20 protein-coding genes are annotated in these 17,224 nt (G+C 57.8%); all 20 read right to left on the minus strand.

Annotated elements, in window-relative coordinates; translation table 11 throughout:
- Position 1: 1 nt before the first annotated feature.
- The 20 genes from AC3WMT_RS01640 to AC3WMT_RS01735 all read right to left on the minus strand — a co-directional run bounded on the left by AC3WMT_RS01640 (position 2) and on the right by AC3WMT_RS01735 (position 17,196).
- Positions 2 to 604, minus strand: coding sequence for a hypothetical protein (locus tag AC3WMT_RS01640; RefSeq protein WP_103302194.1), 603 nt, complete (start codon positions 602 to 604; stop codon positions 2 to 4).
- Complete coding sequence (locus AC3WMT_RS01645) at positions 604 to 1,188, minus strand: hypothetical protein (protein WP_103302195.1); 585 nt, start codon at positions 1,186 to 1,188, stop codon at positions 604 to 606. The genes AC3WMT_RS01640 and AC3WMT_RS01645 overlap by 1 nt, the downstream gene beginning before the upstream one ends.
- An 18-nt stretch (positions 1,189 to 1,206) precedes the next feature.
- A complete protein-coding gene (locus tag AC3WMT_RS01650; RefSeq protein WP_146041208.1) occupies positions 1,207 to 5,151 on the minus strand; it encodes a phage tail tape measure protein in 3,945 nt (1,314 codons plus the stop codon).
- 44 nt (positions 5,152 to 5,195) lie between these two features.
- Complete coding sequence (locus AC3WMT_RS01655) at positions 5,196 to 5,546, minus strand: hypothetical protein (RefSeq protein WP_103302197.1); 351 nt, start codon at positions 5,544 to 5,546, stop codon at positions 5,196 to 5,198.
- 37 nt (positions 5,547 to 5,583) lie between these two features.
- Complete coding sequence (locus AC3WMT_RS01660; protein ID WP_256583442.1) at positions 5,584 to 5,856, minus strand: hypothetical protein; 273 nt, start codon at positions 5,854 to 5,856, stop codon at positions 5,584 to 5,586.
- A gap of 17 nt (positions 5,857 to 5,873) precedes the next feature.
- Positions 5,874 to 6,389, minus strand: coding sequence for a phage-derived protein YdaY family protein (locus tag AC3WMT_RS01665; protein ID WP_103302198.1), 516 nt, complete (start codon positions 6,387 to 6,389; stop codon positions 5,874 to 5,876).
- A 56-nt stretch (positions 6,390 to 6,445) separates the two neighbouring features.
- Positions 6,446 to 7,615 carry a phage tail tube protein gene (locus tag AC3WMT_RS01670; RefSeq protein WP_103302199.1) on the minus strand — a complete coding sequence of 390 codons (1,170 nt, stop codon included), beginning with the start codon at positions 7,613 to 7,615 and terminating at the stop codon, positions 6,446 to 6,448.
- Between the two features lie 61 nt (positions 7,616 to 7,676).
- Positions 7,677 to 8,081: a phage tail terminator-like protein gene (locus tag AC3WMT_RS01675; protein ID WP_103302200.1), complete on the minus strand. Its 405-nt coding sequence runs from the start codon at positions 8,079 to 8,081 to the stop codon at positions 7,677 to 7,679.
- Positions 8,078 to 8,467, minus strand: coding sequence for a hypothetical protein (locus tag AC3WMT_RS01680; RefSeq protein ID WP_103302201.1), 390 nt, complete (start codon positions 8,465 to 8,467; stop codon positions 8,078 to 8,080). The genes AC3WMT_RS01675 and AC3WMT_RS01680 overlap by 4 nt, the downstream gene beginning before the upstream one ends.
- A complete protein-coding gene (locus AC3WMT_RS01685) occupies positions 8,464 to 8,844 on the minus strand; it encodes a glutamate 5-kinase (RefSeq protein ID WP_103302202.1) in 381 nt (126 codons plus the stop codon). Before AC3WMT_RS01685 ends, AC3WMT_RS01680 begins: the two co-directional genes overlap by 4 nt.
- A gap of 3 nt (positions 8,845 to 8,847) precedes the next feature.
- Positions 8,848 to 9,237: a protein singed gene (locus AC3WMT_RS01690; protein WP_103302203.1), complete on the minus strand. Its 390-nt coding sequence runs from the start codon at positions 9,235 to 9,237 to the stop codon at positions 8,848 to 8,850.
- 41 nt (positions 9,238 to 9,278) lie between these two features.
- Positions 9,279 to 9,869, minus strand: coding sequence for a hypothetical protein (locus AC3WMT_RS01695; RefSeq protein ID WP_256583443.1), 591 nt, complete (start codon positions 9,867 to 9,869; stop codon positions 9,279 to 9,281).
- Positions 9,870 to 9,918: 49 nt separating this feature from the next.
- The gene (locus tag AC3WMT_RS01700; RefSeq protein ID WP_047297589.1) at positions 9,919 to 10,887 is read right to left on the minus strand and encodes a major capsid protein; all 969 of its coding nucleotides are present in this window, start codon (positions 10,885 to 10,887) and stop codon (positions 9,919 to 9,921) included.
- Positions 10,888 to 10,899: 12 nt separating this feature from the next.
- Complete coding sequence (locus tag AC3WMT_RS01705) at positions 10,900 to 11,610, minus strand: hypothetical protein (protein WP_103302204.1); 711 nt, start codon at positions 11,608 to 11,610, stop codon at positions 10,900 to 10,902.
- A gap of 83 nt (positions 11,611 to 11,693) precedes the next feature.
- Entirely contained in the window at positions 11,694 to 12,089 is a 396-nt protein-coding gene (locus tag AC3WMT_RS01710) for a hypothetical protein (RefSeq protein WP_103302205.1), read from the minus strand.
- Positions 12,090 to 12,121: 32 nt separating this feature from the next.
- The gene (locus tag AC3WMT_RS01715; RefSeq protein ID WP_103302206.1) at positions 12,122 to 13,165 is read right to left on the minus strand and encodes a phage minor head protein; all 1,044 of its coding nucleotides are present in this window, start codon (positions 13,163 to 13,165) and stop codon (positions 12,122 to 12,124) included.
- The gene (locus AC3WMT_RS01720) at positions 13,158 to 14,573 is read right to left on the minus strand and encodes a DUF4055 domain-containing protein (protein ID WP_103302207.1); all 1,416 of its coding nucleotides are present in this window, start codon (positions 14,571 to 14,573) and stop codon (positions 13,158 to 13,160) included. Before AC3WMT_RS01720 ends, AC3WMT_RS01715 begins: the two co-directional genes overlap by 8 nt.
- Positions 14,574 to 14,581: 8 nt before the next feature.
- The gene (locus AC3WMT_RS01725) at positions 14,582 to 16,069 is read right to left on the minus strand and encodes a terminase large subunit (protein WP_103302208.1); all 1,488 of its coding nucleotides are present in this window, start codon (positions 16,067 to 16,069) and stop codon (positions 14,582 to 14,584) included.
- Position 16,070: 1 nt separating this feature from the next.
- Positions 16,071 to 16,670, minus strand: coding sequence for a hypothetical protein (locus tag AC3WMT_RS01730; RefSeq protein WP_103302209.1), 600 nt, complete (start codon positions 16,668 to 16,670; stop codon positions 16,071 to 16,073).
- 55 nt (positions 16,671 to 16,725) lie between these two features.
- Positions 16,726 to 17,196 carry a hypothetical protein gene (locus AC3WMT_RS01735; protein WP_103302210.1) on the minus strand — a complete coding sequence of 157 codons (471 nt, stop codon included), beginning with the start codon at positions 17,194 to 17,196 and terminating at the stop codon, positions 16,726 to 16,728.
- Positions 17,197 to 17,224: the final 28 nt, after the last annotated feature.

Below are 17,224 nucleotides of genomic sequence, written 5' to 3' on the forward strand. Positions count from 1 at the left end.
GCTAGCTTCCATAGGTGAATGTTGGTGCGTCCTTCTTCGAGCCCCAGTAAATGGGCCACTCGGACATCTGGGCGATGGCGTAGAAGAACCGGTCGCCCTGATGGCGCGCGCGGTGGTTTTCATCGGTGAATCGTTCGGTGCCGGTACGGCTCCACTCGGCCATACGATCGATGACCGGGACAGTGATGCTGTTGCCGTCCTCGCCATTGCCAGCGAACGAGAACTTCGCCGCGTCCATGCGACCAGAGAAAAGAATGTCCGCCGCGTAGTTGCCGGCCTCGTCGAACACGATGAACAACACTTTCGCCATTCGACCGCGACAGCCGCGCACGTTGGTCTCGGACAAGATGTAGGCATCCAAGCCGCTGAGCGTCAGCTCAACCGACATCGGCGAGCCAGAGTTGTCGCTTTCCTGCGACTGGCTCACTTGGCCGAAATTGCCCACACCCAGATAAGTGATGCCGTCGACCACCAAGTCTCCGGTACCGGTGTGCGCGAAGACCATGCCGTCGACGAAGTCGAGCTGCACGGCATAGACCGGCATGAACCGCCCGGTGGCTATGATGTTCACCACGCTTTGGCTGAACGGAAATGCTGAGGGCATCAGAAAGCCTCCCTGAATTGATATGAGCCGTTGGAAACGACCGGCTTGATCGACATGGCCCAGGTATCGGAAGTCATGCGCATTTCCGAGTACGGATTGAGGTACTCGATAGCGGTGCCGGCCGTGAGCGTCTTGCGGATGCGCTTGTTGAGCGACACCGTCACCCTCCCCTGCGCATTCGCCGATGCCGGATCGGTAACCTCAAACATCTCGCCCGCGATGGTGATGTAGTCGCCGGCTGTGAACACAGCAGCATTCGCCGGGGCGCCGCCGATGACCATCGATCGCGCCTGCGCGTTGCCGGTGACCACGGATAGAGCGCCGACATTGTTGGTACGACGGCGAGTAAACGCCGGCAGGTTGAACGTTCCAAACATTCCATCAAGGCGCCCAAGAAACGACGACAGCTCGCGCTCTTGGGCCCTGCTCAACACGCCAAAGGTCACCGTGCATTGCCAGTAGGCGCCCGGGTAGCCAACGATCTGTTGGGCATTTGAGAGCGTCGAGGTGAACGCCCTATTGTTATTGACGATGCCCCACGTCATTTCTGACGGGCACAGCGAAGCCGGCCACGTGAGAGCCATGTAGTACTCCTTAAAGGCTTAGCGCCGCGCGATCAGCTGGCGGATGGTTCCGTTCTGTTTCAAGTCGCGGACGACCAGCTCATATCCACCTTTCGCACCCTGCATCGCTGCCTCCTTGACCATGCTGATGGTTGCGTCGTCAGGCGTTCCTTGAAAGCTGAAGTGTTGCTCGATGACAGGACCGGCACCGGAGGTTGAAGAAGCCGGCGCAGCGTTGGAGGCTTTAGCGCCCGAGGTTGAACCGACGAAACCGCCGTCTGCGTATCCTTTAGTGGATGCGTTCATGCGCTCGAGGAATTCCCGGGCACCAGGTTGCGCGACCACGTCCTTTCGGACTACGAACTCGCCGCCGTGCACCACGCCCTTCGGCTCGTACTTCCCACCGTCGCCGGTGTAGCCGCCATCGGAGAAGCCGAACTTCGAGGTGTACCCTGCCGCCGACGCGCCGAGGCTCGACGAGGTTGCAGCAGAAGATCCGGCAGCGAAGCCGTTACCTGCCGCCGACGCACCCGCCCCCGCAAAACCACTGAACAGCGATCCGAAAATACCCACCGCAGCCTGGCGAATTTGAATCCGGATCAGGTCCGCGATGATCCCGTCGGCAAAATCCTTGAAGGAAAGCTTCCCGGTTTTCACGAACTGGATGATGCCGTCTTCCATGTTGCTGAAGGCGTTGGTGAACAGCGTTCGGGTCTGGCCAGCCACATCGGCGGCCTGATCGGCGTAGTTTTGAAAGGCCGATCGCGCCCCGTTTGTCCAATCGCCCTGGGCGGCGTCGATCTTCCTGAATCCATTTTCCATGGCGGCCACCTGCTTCGGCAGGTATTCGTTGGTCAGGTCGATCTGAGCCTGCAGGTCTTGGCGCTGCTTCTCTGTTGTTGCGTTGGCCAGTTCGGTGCGCAACTGAAGGATGCGATCGTTTGTTTGCTGCTCAAGCTGGACACGTTGTTCGAGTCGAGCGGCCTCCTTATCTCCCATGCCGACAGCGCCGGCCTCAAGGTCGTACTGCGTGCGCTGGGTGGAAAGCTGCTTTTCCAGCTGCGCCCGGTACTGCTCGGCCTGGGTCAGACCTTGCGCACCCTTGATCGCTGCGGCGTAGTTGATCGACACCTGTGCCAGCGCCTCATTGTATTCGTCTTGGGTGATCTTCCCTTTAGACAGCAGCAGGGACAACTGACCTTGTTTCTCAACGTAGTCCTGAAGCGCGAACTTCGCAGGTTGAGCGGCCTTGTACAGCCCATCGAACGCGGTTTGTGCCGCGCTCAGCTTGCTTGCAAGGCCATTTTCAGTTTTTGGCTTTTTGGTTTTTTGATCGGTGTTTCCGAAAACCTGATCTATCAAATCCTGCGCCTTTTGAGCCGCAGTTTTCGTTTGCGCCGGAGCTTGTGCATTTGGAGGCTGCACTTGTCCGAACGTTAGAAGTGACTTCCCTTGTGCATTCTGAGATGGCGAGTTAGTTGCGGACACCATCCTTGCTGAAGATGTAACGGCGAAATTTGCGGCAAGTTCAATTGCAGTTATTTGACGTCTTGAACTCTCTTCTGCATTTTCGGCCATTTGACGCATGGCCTTCGCTTGGTTCTCTTGCTGAGTTTGGATGGCATCCGATGCGGTAATTGACGCTGTCAGTTGGAGCCTGAGTCGGTCTTGCTCCTCTTTCTTGCCGTCCCTTATAGCTTGCTCGTATGCCTTTAAAAGATCAGTTTGCTGACCGATCAGGCGCGCATATTCGACCTGCTGGGAATTGAATCCTGCTTTCGTCGCGCTATAGGCCGCTTCTTGCGCAGCGTTAGCCCCTATAAGATCTCTGGTTTGCGTCAACTGCGAGATGTATTTATCCCACGCCTGCGCTCCTCCAGAGACTGCTGATGCGACGGCACCTTGCGCACCAGCTAGTCCACGCGAAGATGTCGTGGCCCCATCCGTTGCTTGTTTACCCCGAGCTACCAGCTCAGTGTATCTATTGGCATTTTCATTGCTCGACGAGTACGTATTGGCGAGACCGATCAAAACGGTCTTGTATTCGTTGGTGATTTTCGTGTTTGCGGACAGCCACTTAGTCAGCGACCCAAGAGTCTGTTGGCCTGACTTCACTTCCGAGTAAAACTTTTCGAATTCTTCGCGTGTTGAGCCCGCGTATTCTCCCGAGTAAATCAAAGCTTGGGTAGCTCTGTCCCGGTACTGCTCAATAGCGTCGGCGGCCGCCTCAGTTTCTTCTTTTTGTTTTGCCATCCAGTTTGATGACTGGAATTGACGCTGTTCGTCATTGAGTGCTTTGAACTTCGCGATCGAGTCGTCAATCGTTAGGTTCTGGTCTATAAGCGTCTGTGTTGCGGCCTTACTGCTTGTGGAGAAATACAGAGCTGCGCCTGCCGCAAGCGTGATTGCCGCAGTTAATAGACCGATAGGTCCGCCAGTCAGCGCAAGCAGACCAGACCCAATTCGAGAACCCGCCCCATTTGCAGCGTTCAGACGAAGCTGAGCTGTGCTCTGGGCATTAGTCGCAGCGGCATCAGCCTCGCGCGAGGTAGTTAGCCTGGCATTCGCTGCCGTTACGTTGGACTGAGCAATAACCTCTGCACCGAGGAGCCGGTTATGCGCCGCCTGTGCTGCTGATTGCTGGGCGGTAATCGCTAATTCCTGCCGACGAATCTCTACAAGTCGCGCGATAGACTGCTGGCGACCGATATCGGTGATTTGCGCCTTGAGTCGCTGCTGCTCAAGCACACGATCTGCAACGAGTTGAGCTTGAACGGCCTGGAGTTGCGCTGCGGAGTTTGCTTGATATGCTCGCGCCGCTGTTGTTTCTGCAAGTGTGCGCTGGGCAGAGGCCAAAGCTGCTGCCTGATCGGCAACAGCGCTGCGTGTTGCTTGAGCGGCCGCATCTGCGGCCGAAAGAGTGGCTTGCCTTTCAGCAACAATCTGAGCCTGAGTAGCAATGATCGAGTCATAGCGCGCCTTGACCCAAGCAGCCATCGACACCACAACGCCAGTGCCAACCTTGGCAGCATATGCACCACTGATAGCAATCAGGGCATCAATGTTCGATACCAATGACTGGAAACCTTCAACGCCAACTCCTGCGATACTCGATAAAGTAGAGGAAAGAGTTTTGATGTTGCCGATAATTTCCGGGGAGGCGAAAGCCTCACCCAACGCCTTTACCGAATCGATTGCCGGCTGGGTGTCGACTTGACCAACTGCCGCCAGAAAATTGTTCTTCAGCACCTGAGAAGCTCGCTCAAAGAGAGGCGGCATAGTGGCCACTTCCTTGTTCAGCGATGAAAGCGAGCGCAGCAAGGCATTCATTACGATCTCAGATGTGATTTTCCCTTCCGCAGCCATTGCTCGAATCTGGCCGTTGGTAACCCCCAAATAATCGGAGAGGGCGCGTGTGATGCGAGGAGCCTGCTCCATGACACTATTGAGCTCCTCGCCGCGCAGCACCCCAGAAGCCATTGCCTGTGAGAGTTGTATGCTTGCGGAGGTCGCTTCCTGCTGGGTTGCGCTCGACACCAAGAAAGCTTTATTGACGGCGTCAGTGGCTTTCAGGAGCTGCTCTTGCGAAAAGCCTGCGCCCCGAGTGGCGTTAGACATGCGCGTGAATAAGGTAACCGTGCTTTCAAGGCTAGATCCGGTTGAATTAGCCATAGCTTTGAGGATTTCAAAGGTTCTGGATGCTTCTGCTGTTGAGCTGCTGACAAGGTTGATCTGTCCGGCCATTGTCTTGAACCGATCAGACATTTCCAGCAACCCGCTAGCCAAGCGCCCAATGCCGAGCCCCGCCAATACGCTCGCCGCAGCTCGCGCGGCATTACCAAGGCCGCTAACGCTTACCGAAGCCTGCCCACCTGCGCCTTGCAGGCCGTTCAAGCTATTCCTCAAGTCATCAACTTGTTGGCGCGCGTTACGCGAATCGATGATTATCGCGAGTCGTGATTCTTGCGCCATATCTTTCTCCAAGCGAAAAAAAACCCGCCGTAGCGGGTCGTTATGTGATGGCCAATTTACGGTGACCTTTTTTCTGTCATTGCTTTCAGGCAACCGCTGTAGAAGTCGTTTCTGAAGTCGCTGATCGCTGACACTTTCATCTGTTCTGTGCTGTATCTCGGCTGCTTGAAGGCTTCGATATATGCCAAGCGGAGCGTTGAATTGACCTGGACTTCCACTGGGTCGGAAGTCTTTGAGACTTGCTTATCGAGAACTGCCAGCGCCTCTGACAAGTTCCTTCCCTTTTGTCTGTACTCCATCGCACCCTTCGCAGCCGTGTCGTAAACCTTGCATGGGTCCTCTTCCGCAGCTTGAACCATTGATGAAGCGAGCATCGCTGAAATAAAAAACGTTCGAATGAGCAGCATGTCCAGCGCCTCCCTGTTGGATTGCAGCAATTTACCATCATCCCTGGGTGCGACCAACAAAGCCTATTTTTTCGGGGTTCGTTCTTTCCTGATGCTCAGCCCAATTGGTGCGGAACTCGTCATCAAGGGCGAGGATCGCAGCGTCAAATTCTGCCCTACCCAGCGAGGTGGGATAAATCGCCAAGTAATCCGTGATGATGCCAAGCGTTATCGGCGCCGGCGCGCCCATCATTCCGACATACTGGCGCGAGCGGCCAATCATCGAGTAGGCCTGAAGTATTTCGGCGGTTATGCCATCAACCACAGGCACCGGCGGAACGCCTTTCCCTAGGCGTTCGTGCTTCCAGCGCTTTTTCTCGTTTTCCGCGCCTGCCCAGTCCCTGCTCCATTGGTACGCCGCGATGGCTTTCCCACCGTTTCCTTAGTTTTCTCCTCGGCTCGCATGGCGATATCGCTGCCGGTTTTCAGGGCGAGGAAGTAGACATCAGGACGCACAGCGATGAGCAGCTTGCCCCGCTCTTGCGTGTATTCAGCATCGACACCAGGTGCATCCGCCTCTTCCACCCCTTCCCAGTCGAGGATCAGATGCTTGCAGACCAGGTCGACCAGCATGTCGTCCATGCTTTCGATCTCTGCAATCTCGGTGTTCGACGGATCGAAGCCTTCCGTGCCGACGCCATAGCGCGAATCCACGGCTGCCTGATGACGCAAAATCAGTGCGTGGTGGGATTTAAATTTCGGATTGCCGGCCGATCCAATCTTGAGCCGCACTCCTTTGTCGATATCGACCCAGCGCGTGCCGTCCAGATCCAGCTTTGGGGCCTGAGTAATGACGAGAGCCATAGAATCCTCTGCGGTAAAAGGCCCGGCGCGCACCGCAGGGCGCACCAGGCAAAGGGTTAAACAGTGACGGTGATCGCAGCAGTGTCGGTCTTGGTGCCGTCTGCTTTGCTGGTCGCCGTGATAGTTGCGCTGCCCGCCGAGAGGCCAGTTACAAGCCCTGTTGCGCTTACGCTGGCAACGGCCGGTGCCGAAGATGTCCAGGTGACAAGCTGACTGGAGCCAACTGGCGTGACTACGGCTTCGAGGTCAACGGTCTCGTCTTCTGCAATGCTGGCCGTGGCCGGAGTGACGCTCACTGCAGCAATGACAATCGGCGCAGGCAGACGAGTGATGGTCGGCGGTACGCGGCGCCCGGTATAGCTGAGCTCTACCTGAATGATGTCGGTCGATCCGCCATCCGGCCAGTCACCGCTCACTTCCATCTCCGGCAGCAGGAAGGTATAGCCACCGTCGCCGTTGTTAAGGGTGAACTCAAAGCTGAGCGCATCCCCAGTCTGCTGCGACTTCCAGAAGTTGTAGGCCGCTTTCGACCAGCTCATGGTGATCGAGCCGGATGGCGTAAATGTGGTCGGGATGATGTTGCCCGGGAACGGATTGCCATTACCGATGCAGCGCTGCGTCTGCACGGCGTTGTCGAACTGCAGATTGAAGCTGTCGATGCAGGCATTGTCCTCGCCGAGCTGGATGCCGTTGATCTTCAGACCGTTGACGTCCTTGAAGCCGTACCGGCGCTGGTGCGCTTCGGATTGCGGATTGACGATGAACGAGGTGTTGTCGGCCTTGTCGTCCCAGGCAATGGCGGCGAAAGTGGTGGTTACGTTGATCTCGTTGTCGTTTGGGACATCGAAATTCATCGTCGCCACTTGAGCGCCGCGAGCGACAGCAGCAATACCCACGTCACTTGCGTAGGAGCCGATCGAGAACGAAATGCGATCGTTACCCATGGTTAGCACGTTGCCGACCCAGTCACGACCGAAGCAGGACGCCATGAAGTCATCAAGCGCGCCGTAGCGCAGCTTGGTTTCCACGTCGCCGCCGACGTCCACGGTGGTCTGGGCGGTGCCCTGCGCCATTCGGTCGGCACCAATCTCGTTGTTCTCTTCCGAGTTGTAAGTCGGCACCAGGCCGAAGCTGACCCGGGTCAGGACATTCCAGTCGCCGGGCGGGGTGATTCCGGGGGTGATCTCGCGCTTCCACGCGGTTGAGACCTTGGCACCACTGGACATGGGGTGTTTCTCCTATCAAAAGGCGTAAAAAAACCGCCATGTGGCGGTGGGTGTGGTGGGCTCAGTAGGCCCGGTATGGAATCTGCAGGTTGACCTGATACCAGCCTAGGCCATCGTCGCCGATCACCTGAGCGGATGCGGCAAAGCAGTCAAATGGCCCGGTCGGGTCGCTGTAGTACTCGAAATGCTGAACCAGTGTGTCCGCTGCCTTCGTGATCGCCAGGGTGCCTTTGTAGGACGGCACAAAAAGCTGAATGACAAGAATGCCTGTGCGCCGTACAGATGGGCCCAGCCCAATTTCTGGCGTACTTGAAAGGCCTGGCACGTCGGCAAGTCGCGCCCAGATCGGTCGCCCTGCTGGGTCAAAGGGCACTGGAGCGTTCGGATAATCGACATCGGCGGCGGGAATGCCCGCCCACTGCGTCATGCGACCGATGACGATGCTGCGGATCTGTTCGAAGGTCATGATCTGTAAGCCTGCGAGACGCCATGAAACGCCACGCTGTAGACACCGGCGGGCGCCTGCTTTGAATGGCCCTGCTCCAGCTTCTCGGCGTAAGGGAGATTGGTTTGCAGGAACACTTGGGTGAACGGCTCAAGACCAGTCAGCGCCGAAGCCCCTGCGTTAATCGTGCCTCCGCCGTTGCGGTCAAACTTGGCTGGCTGCACGTATACCGGCGCACCGATGCTGATCACATGGCTACCGCGAAACCGACCAGTGTCCACTGGCGATCGCAGAACCACCTCGCTCAGCATGGCCAAGGCGATCACGCGCACGCGTCGAGTAATGTTCTCCTCGACGACATCAGCGAACAACACAGGCGAAGTACTCCATCCTCCCGCCATGGTCATTTCCTCAACTGGATTTCGTAGTGTGCTTTCGCAGGGTCAGTGCCAGGACTGACGACCTGATAGACCGTTTGATCACCAGTCAGCAAATCCGCTGCGGTTATCTTGTGCCCGACAGCAGGTATATCCGTCGTCTCGTTGACCAGGCAGATCAACAGCACGTCGCCGACCTTGATATTCACGTTGTCGATGCGCCGGCTGTCGTAATTGTCCAGAACGCCGCGCCCGGTGTAGGTCACCGGCTGGGCGGTCGTCTCCTCGGTCACCGGGTCGTATACGCCGGGGCCCAAGTACTCGCCGGTGAACGGCTGCACCGCATCGGCCAGGTCAGTGTCGAAGGCCTCGGCCAAATCAGTCTGGATCTCGTCACGTAATCCCATGGGTTACCTGTACACTTTGAAGCTGAAGCTGCTGGCGCGCCATGGCGCGAGCAACCCCAGCGCGAACTGGACGCCATCGGGAAGCGCGGTTGATTTGCTGGTGTCGATCGATGCGAACGTCTTGCTGGTGGTCACCGATCCGGCTTTCACCGTCTTTGCCTCAAGCGATCCTTCCGTTTGCTGCTGGTACAGCTTGCCCTCGGAAGCGACCACCGCCAGTTCGGCGCCGGCCTGCTTCACCCCTTCAGGGATGGCGTCCATGTCGACACCAACCAGGTTGAGCGAGGTCATGTAGGCATTCGCCTGCAACACTGCCCGAGCCTTCTTTTCATCTGGTGCCCATGAAGGCCCGAGTTCGGCGTCAACGTCCGCCACGGTGATGTAGGTAGCCATCAGGCCTCCGCTTGAATGAATGGGGCCGAAAGCCCCGGGTATTACTGGTTGGTCTTCAGCAGAGCGAGCAGCTCGGGCTTCGAGTCGTTGACCTTGTAGCCAACACCCTTGGCGTCGAGCTGTTCTTTGATCTGCATAACGGTAAGATCATCGAGAACTGAGCCGTTACTCTGCGGTGCAGGAGTCAGCCGCGCGACGTCTGCGCGGAGCGATTCAACTTCACTCAGCAGTTCATCACGCTTGTTCTTCAGAGAGGCGATACCTTCGTGAATGGCGGTCAGTGCATCGAACAGGCGAATCGGCAGTTCGCCGGCGCCAGGATGTTCCAGCGGAGCAAGACCTTCGGCAGCTTCGATCAGCAGCACGATGCCGTCGCGCTCCGCGTTCAACTTGTCGATTAGCTCCTGCAGCGCAGCGCCATCAACACCACCTTGGCCGTCGATCAGCAGCACCGGTGCCGGAGCCGGAGCCGCCTGCCTCAGTGTCACCTCGGGCACATCGACAGCCTCACCCTCGCGATCTTCAGTGACGTTCGCGTCGACAATCCGCAAACCACGTTCCTTGGCCAGCGCTTTTACGTTTTCCCGGTACTGGTGAAACGGACCGGGCAGATACCAGATTTTGTTGCTCATGATCATGTCCTCGCGGAACCGGGCACGAAGCCCGGCTCAGCAGTCAGGGTTACTTGGAGGCGTCACCGATCAGAGCAACACCGGCGGTGTGCTTGATGCTGGTAGCGGTCTTGTCCCAGTTGGTGCCGGTTGCCAGTTCGGCGTCGGTTGGCGACTTGCCGCCGGCGGTGGTATCCCAGGTGTAACCCTTCAGACCCAGACCGAAGGTGTAATCGGTCTGCAGCGTGGTCTCGATGCGTTCCTTGCCGTTGGTGGTCTGGACGTTGCTGATGATGTCGCGGCCGTCGTGCACCATTGCCGCGCCCTGCACGAGGGACAGAACGATTTCCTTGTTCGGCGTACCGGTCTGCATGAGCGCCGGAGCGTCGGTGACAACCGAGATCTTGCCGAGGATGTCCACTACGCGGACGTTGCCCGCCTGGAACAGTTGCTCGCTGTTGGTGAGCGCCTGGCCGACCAATTTGTGGTACGTGGTGCCCTGCATGATTTGGGTGACCAACGACTGACTCGCATCGCCGAACTTCGCGTGAGCGTTGTTCAGTGCAGCCTGGCTGATCCCGGCGGTTGCAGACACGTCGTTCACGGCAGCTGCCTGAGCGGTGATGGCCGCCACCAGAGCAGCGATCGCAGTGTTCAACTGATCCTTCAGCAGAATCTCGGCAAACGCGCGCGATGCGACTTCGATGCCCTGCGCGGTTGGGCGCTCCAGCCAGGTCATTTGCGATGGCTCGTAGCGGATCGGGCCGAAACCGCCAGCCACTTTCACCGAGGAGTTCTTCAGTTCCGTCAGGTCGGTGATCGGCGCGGCACCGTTGGCGGCGTAGCGATCAACGCGGCGCTGGGCGGCAGCCAGGGTCTGGAAGAACGACTCCTGGAGGAAGTCGCCGGTGAAGCCGTCAGGCGACAGCAGGATGGCGCCGCGGCTGGCAGCGTTGAACGCCACCAGCATCTGATCCAGAGTTTCGATGGTCGCCGGCATTACGTATTCGTTGAAGACCTGCATTTGCGACAGGGACATGAGTGATTTTCCTTATTTCTGAGGGAGGTCTGGGAACCGGCTCGCGATTGCGGCCTGTCGTTCCTCTTTGGTGCCGCCGATGTTTCCTTTTGCGGCCCCGCCGCCTTTCCCAGCACCGCCGGCCCCGCCGCCCGATGCCTTGCTACCAGCGATCAGCGGACCAAAGGCCGGATCGTTGGTGAATTCTGCTTTCAGCTCGTCCAGCGTTGCCGCGGAGAGCTTGCCGGCCGCGTCCAGCACGACGACGGTAGGTTTTCCGTCACGTTGCTCAACGCTGAGCCGGCGTTCGATGTGGGGGAGCAATGCCTTGGCGCTGCCGGGGATGGCCAGAGTGGTCGCGATCTCGGTAGCAGTGCGGCCCACGGTCAGATCCCGGATCTGGCCTTGCAGGGTGCTATTTGTGCTTTCGAGTTGGCCGGTCAGCTCAGCTTCACGGCGTGCATACTTCTCGGACCAGGACTTTTCGAGCTCTTCGACGTTGCCGGATTTGCGCAGCGCTTCTTCTCGATCCAGTCGAGCCTGCTCTTCAGCAGCCTTGCGCTTGTCAGCCTCGGCTTTCTTCTCGTCCAGAAGCTCTTGGACTTTCGACTTCAGTCCGGAAACATCTTCCGGCTGCGGCAGCCCTTCAATGCCGAGAACGAATTTGCCGTCCTTCTCGACGTACAGGGCATGAATGGATTCGTCGATGCCTTCGAGGCTGTCCAGTTGGAATTTCAAGGTCATTGCTGTCTCCCAGAGACTTGGTGCAGGCCCTGCCTGCGGGCATAAAAAAACCGCCACATGGGCGGTTCGTTTTTTTCTTGGCATCAGAGGTGATCAGGAACATCAACCTCAGCATTATTTATCCGTGAAGCAATAAGGGCTCTTGCTTTCGCATCGTCTTGAAAGATGCTCCGAAACTCGGCAACGCCTTTTACCTCGTACACGTAATAGACACCGTCCTCCCTGCATGGCAGCTCATGCGAGGCGAGAATTTTTCTGTAGTCGCGATCGGAAAAAGGCCTGATGTGTGTTTTTTCGTAGGTAGTGTCGGATTCCCCTTCCTTCCCTTTCTTCACGACAGTTTCGACGGTGACAATTCCGAAATGACCTGGCCGCATTGTGTGGATGACTTCATCACCTACATGGTTCGCCAAAGCAAATGCCAATCCCATTCCAGAAAGCCTATCCAGCTTTCTGGTAATCATTGTTGTGTTCGCCATGCATTTATCCCTTGGTTGCTGGACCAACGACACTAGCGATTAGCCCGCTCGAAAGCCATAGGTTCACGATCTCGCAGCTCCTTCAGAGTCAGCGTCTTGCCACTGTCGTCGACGAACTTGTCGAGTTGCAGATCTCCTTTGGAGAAGAGCGCATATCGGCCAGGCCCGAGCGCATCGCGTTGAAACGATGCCGGCTGTCGGGACAACCATTCTTGATACGTGACATTGCTGGATACCTGCTGAATACCTTCTGCCCCCACAGAGGGCCTGGTCGAGCCCGATATCTCCCGTCGGTACTCAGCTTTGATCACCGGAATCTCCGAAGTCCTACACCGCCAGTGGAAGGGCGGCGACGGCGCATCGAGAGGCACGATCTGGTTATCGACCGAGCGGCAGAACGGTGATGTGCGCCCATCGAGCGTGGCAATTCGACGCTTGCCCTCGATGATGTCCGCGTTAGCATTGAGCGTTGCCATTCGCGCCGAGCTGGCCACATGGTTCGTGATCGTTCGGACCAGCGAGTCGGCCTGATCGCGGTGCAGTTGGTGAATGCTGGTGAGGCGTTTCGCAATCTGCTGACTGGTTTCGCCAATTGACGAACCAATCTGAATCTCGCTGATGATCTCGGCCGCCTTCTTCGTTCCGAACTGGTCCAGAGCGCCGGCGATGCTGATGCGCTGCACGCCCTTCCTTGCCTCTAGCAGCATTGGATCGGCCAGTGCTGATGCGGCGACCATCTCCGCGGCAGGTGCATTGAGCTGCACAATGGCTTTGATAGCAGTGCCGAGCAGCTTGGCATTGAAGGCGGCCTCATAGACGGCAAACTCGCTAAGATCGAGCTGCGTACGGCCTTTCATGTCGTCGTAGATGCTCCGCAGATCACCCTGAAGCGTTTCAATCTGCGAAATGTACCGGCGGGTACCGTATGAACTTAGCCCCTCTGCTACGCGCGCCTTGGCTGTCCTGATGGCCTTGCTGATGAATACAGCCACCCGCTTCATGTTCCCGCCGGCATATCGCTGGACATAGACCTGATGCCGAGTGGTGGCGTCCGTCAGGTAGCCTTCGTTACTCATCGTTTCCGCCTACCGGTGGCGCGCTGGCCAGCTCTTCATCAATCTTCTCGTCGGTACGATCAGCTTCAAGAACGCCGCCCTGACGCAGGTTCACTCGGACATCGGACTTGGCAATGAAGCCCTGTTGCCAGAGCTGTACCTGGGCAAGTATGTCTTGCGCTGTCATCGTCTCGTCGAAGAACGACTGATTGAGCCAGAACACCGTGCCCTTCTCGTCCGGCGCGTCCATCATGAAGCGTTCGGTGTCGAGGATGGCTCGCTTCAGGGCCTCGGATACGTTGCCGGCGATGGTGCCCAGCACGCTGTTGTCCGAGCTGTACCGGATTCGAACAGCCTCTGCCGTTTCGGCGCCGCTGCCCTTTTGGACGACGCGGGCGCCGATCATCAGCATCTGCTCTTCCTTGTCCTTCATCAGCTCGCGGGCCAGCTGGGTCTCCGTGGCCTGCAGCATGACTGCCGACCCCGACTTCCCGAGGTTGTGGCCGCGCCGAGAGCCGATGTGCATCCCGTTCGGGTTGAGTTTCGCGAACTCGTCGGCGTCAATGCTGGTGGTGATGAACAGTGTCGGTTGGCTGCTGATGAAGCTGCTCTCCTCCACCGTGGCGCTGTTGCCGTAGTGGAGGATGTTGACGTCGGCCAGGTCTTCCAGCGGCGACTTGTCGATACTGGCGTCGTTGTTCTGGGCGCCGTAGAAGCTGAAAGGTATGTGATCGAATGGCTGGCCAGCCTTGTCAGTAGGCTGCGTCTCCTCGACACTTGCCTCGCCTTCCTTGTAGACGCGCTGTATATATTTCCCATCGACCAGCAGCAGGACCCGGTTCTGCGTATACGTCTCGCGGGACAGATCGGTAGCGTTGAACTCAGACACGCATTCCCGCAGGTTCACGTACACCAGACGCTTTACACCGTCGATCACCTGCTCATCCCAGTCGATAATCGATAGAGCATCGTAGTGATGTATCAGGGCGCGCTTGGTGGCCAGATCAGCCATAGAGCTAACACCGCTTTCTGTAGCAACTGTCGGAAAATCGGCCAGAAAGCCACCTCTCCCGCTGTCCAGGCACTCGCCGACCGATTCCTTCGACAACTGTTCAAGACTGGTGCCGTCTCCGCTGGCGTTCTCCTTCAGATACTCCACCGCGGTTGGCAGTGACAGCTCCGCCGTCTTGCGAAACACCGCCCCCATCAGACCGGTGCGAGTGCGACCGGTGATGTTGAGAAACATCGCCCGCTTCTTGTACTGCTTGTAGCGAGCCAGGTTCTCCGGGGTTTTGTTTTCCGGGTCTGGCATCGGCAAATACTCGTCGTGCTTGCGCACCTCTCGCGCACCGGCTACGCAGCGTTTCACCAACTGCCAGCTAGGCAGGGCTTGTGCGTACTCTGCCCGGGGAGTGCTGAAATTCGCCATGGATGGCCTCAGAAGCTGAATGTGACAGGTATGTGGGTCATGGTGGCGCGCTTGGTTTTGGCTACAGCGAAGTAGCGCCATGCGTCAGCAGGGTGAGACGCCCAGTCGTGAAGCGGCCGGTCTTTCCAGCAGCCCTTCTTGTCGTCCCACTCTTTGCGGTAGTTCTCCAGCGCGGTGATGCCCTCTTCGCACTTCGCCTCGTCAAAGGCGCAGTGGGCGAGGATCTCTCGCGCCTGATCGATACCGTCGTCGACGCCGATCTTCGGCACGACCTGGAACGTCATGCGGTAGTGCTGGCCGTCGATCTCGTAGCCTTCGCGCGCCATTTCCCGGCGGGTCTTGGCATCGCTGCCAAACTCGCGGTTGTCGATGTCGTGCGGCCCCCAGTGCTCGGAGTAGGTGTAGCCCCTGTCCTTGAGCACCTTCATGTAGTGCCGCAAGCCTTCCCCGCTGTTCTGGTAGAAGTCGATGACGTGGTATTCGTTGCCGACCTGACGCACGAACCAGATGGCCGTGGAGTCGCCGACGCCGATGTCCCAGAAGGTCATCACCGGCAGGTGGCTGTTGTCTGGCAGCGTGCCGATGCGCTGAGCGGCGTAAAGCTTGGTGAACTGCTGGGCGTAGTAGGCGCCCTCGATCGACTGCTGGAAGGCTTCGGCAGGGATCGACGGGTATTCCCGCTTCATGTCGTCGCCGAGGGTCTTCTCCTTGGCGGCGTACCAGGCGCGCTGGCCCGGGTTCGTGTCGATGCCGTGCTTGGCGAACAGCTCGTTGAAGTAGTCGGTCAGGCGCTGCGGGATGACCGCCTCGGCCGGGTCAAGCCAGTAGGCCTGGTTCTTCCACCAGCTGAAGAAAAAGAACTTCCAGTCCAGCTTGCCCAGCGGCGTGCCGGACAGCAGTTGCTTCTCGGCGCTCTGTGAGTAGTCGAAGAAGTAGCCCGCCCGGCCTTCCGCCGTGGATTCGATCGTGACAAAACAGTCAGTGGCCACCGCCTCAAAGGCACCGGTGACGATCTCGCGGGCCTTGTGCGGAAACTTGGCGCAGATCTTCCCGAACTCGGAGACGTGCAGATAACGCAGCGTGCCGCCCCTGAACGAGGTGCTGACGTAGAGCGAACCGCCCTTGCTGAACACCAGTTCGCCGGCGGCATCGTTGCTCGCAGGGTTTGCGGCGCGGATCTCTTTCGGCAGGTTGTCGTAGGCATACTTCACCTTTTCCCGAAACAGGCGCTTGGCATCGTTCAGGGTGTGGGCGATCAGCGCGCACTTGGCCGACTCAAACAGAGCGGCGTCCAGCTGGATGATGCAGCACTCGGTGGTAAAGCCGAGCTGACGAGCCTTCAGGATGATGTTCCGGGTGTGCATACCGTCGAAGTATTCGATCTGCTCGTCCGTCATCCTGAAGCGGACTTTCTTCCCGCCTTTGTCAGTTATGAAGTAGAGATTATTGAGCCTCCAACGCTTGTCCCGGAGCAGCTTCATGTGCTCGGGCTTCATGTCAGGCGTCCTTCGATAGTTCGTCCATCATCTTCGAGAGTTCGTCGGCTTCGTCCGTCTTCTCCTTCTCGTCCAGGCTGTATGCCTGACGCTCCAGAACCTGCAGATTCTTCATTGCAGAGGAAAGCTGGAACAATGTTTTGGAATTGCTGGGCAGCGCTACGGCGGCGAGCATCGAGGCCCGGCGCATGCCGTTGTTGTCTTCGGAGGTTTCATCCTCGATCGCGTCTTCGATGTCTTCGCGGCGCTGGATGGTGGTCATCAAATCATCCATCAACAGGTTCGCAAGGATCGTCGCCTTGCGAATGTCGCGACGGTGACTGCGAACCACCCGGGCGCCTTGCTCTGCGGCCTCTTCGATGATCTCGGCGTCGAGTTCGCAGTTCGCGCCTTGGTCGTTGCGAACCTCTCCGCGAACCAGCTTGCTGCGAACCTCTTTACGTACCTGGTCAGAAAGGTCTCTTGCCCATCCAAGGGCTTTGGCTTTCTTCCTGATAGCGGTGTCGCTCACGCCCTGGCGCTCAGCGATGGTTCTGATGGAAAGCGAACCCGCCCGGTAGGCTCGTTCGATCGCCTCCCAGTCGGGCTGCTTAGTTGTCATGTCGAATTTCACTCAATAAAAAGCCCCGCGCTTGGCGGGGCTGATCAGACTGCCGTTACTGATTAAAAATTGGTGTGCTTGCAATGGAATACAGCAAAGATTTCGCCGGCGCGCTGATTGCGTTGCTATGAGGTCCGACATTCGACACATCGATTTCAATGTCGCCCTCATCACCAAGCAAAACATTGCCAAGTCGACTTATTCTGATCGCCCAAACGGGTACCCAGATTTCGGCCCCCTCACCGGATACCACACTTTTTTCAAATACGTACCGGCCGGCAACAACCCCATCTACAAGCTGGATAGTTAATCGGCCTCTAGCAACGCCGTATGGCGTGGAGATAGTAGAAACCAAATTATCATCAGCCGTGAGAACCACACCATACTTAGCTTGGATGTGGCTTAAGGCGAAGAACTTAGATAGCTCTGTGAGTAGGTATCCGCAGTAAGCTTGAACTGTCCCGCAGTCATCTGAAGTGCTTTCGATCAATCTTTGCTTGGCCAAGTCTACGTGCTGAAAAATCATGATCAACTCCCATCCTAATTGGATGGGC

It is taken from the genome of Pseudomonas sp. FW305-7 (assembly GCF_058786735.1).

Bases quoted from the DNA above. Each gene is read 5' to 3' on its own strand.
- AC3WMT_RS01680 (WP_103302201.1), bottom strand. From the start codon at position 8,467: ATGACCATGGCGGGAGGATGGAGTACTTCGCCTGTGTTGTTCGCTGAT.
- AC3WMT_RS01690 (WP_103302203.1), bottom strand. From the start codon at position 9,237: ATGGCTACCTACATCACCGTGGCGGACGTTGACGCCGAACTCGGGCCT.
- AC3WMT_RS01685 (WP_103302202.1), bottom strand. From the start codon at position 8,844: ATGGGATTACGTGACGAGATCCAGACTGATTTGGCCGAGGCCTTCGAC.
- AC3WMT_RS01710 (WP_103302205.1), bottom strand. From the start codon at position 12,089: ATGGCGAACACAACAATGATTACCAGAAAGCTGGATAGGCTTTCTGGA.
- AC3WMT_RS01695 (WP_256583443.1), bottom strand. From the start codon at position 9,869: ATGAGCAACAAAATCTGGTATCTGCCCGGTCCGTTTCACCAGTACCGG.
- AC3WMT_RS01645 (WP_103302195.1), bottom strand. From the start codon at position 1,188: ATGGCTCTCACGTGGCCGGCTTCGCTGTGCCCGTCAGAAATGACGTGG.
- AC3WMT_RS01730 (WP_103302209.1), bottom strand. From the start codon at position 16,670: ATGACAACTAAGCAGCCCGACTGGGAGGCGATCGAACGAGCCTACCGG.
- AC3WMT_RS01715 (WP_103302206.1), bottom strand. From the start codon at position 13,165: ATGAGTAACGAAGGCTACCTGACGGACGCCACCACTCGGCATCAGGTC.
- AC3WMT_RS01700 (WP_047297589.1), bottom strand. From the start codon at position 10,887: ATGTCCCTGTCGCAAATGCAGGTCTTCAACGAATACGTAATGCCGGCG.
- AC3WMT_RS01670 (WP_103302199.1), bottom strand. From the start codon at position 7,615: ATGTCCAGTGGTGCCAAGGTCTCAACCGCGTGGAAGCGCGAGATCACC.
- AC3WMT_RS01705 (WP_103302204.1), bottom strand. From the start codon at position 11,610: ATGACCTTGAAATTCCAACTGGACAGCCTCGAAGGCATCGACGAATCC.
- AC3WMT_RS01675 (WP_103302200.1), bottom strand. From the start codon at position 8,081: ATGACCTTCGAACAGATCCGCAGCATCGTCATCGGTCGCATGACGCAG.
- AC3WMT_RS01725 (WP_103302208.1), bottom strand. From the start codon at position 16,069: ATGAAGCCCGAGCACATGAAGCTGCTCCGGGACAAGCGTTGGAGGCTC.
- AC3WMT_RS01735 (WP_103302210.1), bottom strand. From the start codon at position 17,196: ATGATTTTTCAGCACGTAGACTTGGCCAAGCAAAGATTGATCGAAAGC.
- AC3WMT_RS01655 (WP_103302197.1), bottom strand. From the start codon at position 5,546: ATGCTGCTCATTCGAACGTTTTTTATTTCAGCGATGCTCGCTTCATCA.
- AC3WMT_RS01665 (WP_103302198.1), bottom strand. From the start codon at position 6,389: ATGGCTCTCGTCATTACTCAGGCCCCAAAGCTGGATCTGGACGGCACG.
- AC3WMT_RS01640 (WP_103302194.1), bottom strand. From the start codon at position 604: ATGCCCTCAGCATTTCCGTTCAGCCAAAGCGTGGTGAACATCATAGCC.
- AC3WMT_RS01720 (WP_103302207.1), bottom strand. From the start codon at position 14,573: ATGGCGAATTTCAGCACTCCCCGGGCAGAGTACGCACAAGCCCTGCCT.